The organism is Pseudoalteromonas luteoviolacea, assembly GCF_018100925.1.
Lineage (GTDB): Bacteria > Pseudomonadota > Gammaproteobacteria > Enterobacterales > Alteromonadaceae > Pseudoalteromonas > Pseudoalteromonas obscura.
This window is the reverse complement of record NZ_JAGJEH010000040.1, coordinates 1-1,740: the sequence shown is the minus strand read 5'-3', so window position 1 is coordinate 1,740 and position 1,740 is coordinate 1. Positions and strand designations below refer to the sequence as shown.

Annotated in this window: 1 protein-coding gene; it reads left to right on the top strand. The window is 44.7% G+C overall.

Annotation, left to right across the window (positions count from 1 at the left end):
- The coding region (locus J8M00_RS27920) for an SdrD B-like domain-containing protein (RefSeq protein WP_211013638.1) at positions 1 to 1,740 on the top strand (1,740 nt) is incomplete at both ends.

Genomic DNA, 1,740 nt, shown 5'->3' with positions numbered 1-1,740 from the left:
GTTCTTCGATGTAAACCAAGATGGCGTAGTCGATTCTAATGACACGCTACTAAAAGACATCACGGTTACAATCACGGGTACAGATAAGCATGGTCAGGCAGTAAACCAGAGTGTAACGACCAACGCCAAAGGTGAGTTCAGCTTTATTGGCCTGATTGAATCAAATGCAGATGGTTATACCATCACGCAAACACCAAGCTCAATTTACCAAACGGGTAATCGTTATATCGGTACCAATTCAGGTGTAGTGAGTAATGTCGTAAAAGTCATGGTGGGCACAGATCCAACGCCAGCGATCCGCTTTACCGAAAAACCAAAAGCCGGTGATAAATCTATTTCAGGTACCGTGTTATTCGATGTCGATCAGGACGGCGTAGTTGATTCTAATGACGCGCTATTAAAAGACATCCCAGTCACAATCACGGGTACCGATAAGTTTGGTCAAGCAGTAAATTCCGCAACAACGACTAATGCCAAGGGTGAGTTCAGCTTTACAGGCCTGATTGAATCAAATGCAGATGGCTACACCATCACGCAAACACCAAGTTCGATTTACCAAACAGGTAATCGTTATATCGGTACCAATTCAGGTGTAGTGAGCAATGTCGCAAAAGTTGTGGTGGGCGCAGATCCAACCCCTGCGATCCGCTTTACAGAAAAGCCAAAAGCCGGTGATAAATCTATTTCAGGTACCGTATTTTTCGATGTAAACCAAGATGGCGTAGTCGATTCTCATGATGCGCTATTAAAAGACATCACGGTTACAATTACAGGCACAGATAAGTTTGGTCAAACAGTAAATACCACAACAACGACTAACGCCACAGGTGAGTTCAGCTTTACCGGTCTGATTGAATCAAATGCAGATGGCTACACCATCACGCAAACATCAAGCTCGATTTACCAAACAGGTAATCGCTATATTGGTAGCGATTCGGGTGTGGTAAGCAATGTCGCCAAAGTCATGGTGGGCACAGATCCTACCCCTGCGATCCGCTTTACAGAAAAGCCAAAGGACGGTGATAAATTTGTTTCAGGTACCGTATTTTTCGATGTAAACCAAGATGGCGTAGTCGATTCTAATGACGCGCTATTAAAAGACATCACGGTTACAATCACGGGTACAGATAAGTATGATCAAACAGTAAATACCACAACAACGACTAACGCCAACGGTGAGTTCAGCTTTACTGGCCTGATCGAATCAAATGCAGATGGTTATACCATCACGCAAACACCGAGTGCCACTTACCAAACTGGTAATCGCTATATTGGTAGCGATTCAGGTGTGGTAAGCAATGTCGCCAAAGTCGTGGTGGGCACAGAGCCAACCCCTGCGATCCGCTTTACGGAAAAGCCAAAGGCCGGTGATAAATCTGTGTCAGGTACCGTATTTTTCGATGTAAACCAAGATGGGGTAGTCGATTCAAATGATGCGCTACTAAAAGACATCACAGTCACAATCACGGGTACAGATAAGCATGGTCAGGCAGTAAACCAGAGTGTAACGACCAATGCCAAGGGTGAGTTCAGCTTTACTGGCCTGATCGAATCAAATGCAGATGGCTACACCATCACGCAAACACCAAGCTCAATTTACCAAACGGGTAATCGTTATATAGGTACCAATTCAGGTGTAGTGAGTAATGTCGTAAAAGTCATAGTGGGCGCAGATCCAACGCCAGCGATCCGCTTTACTGAAAAACCAAAAGCCGGTGATAAATCTATTTCAGGTACCGT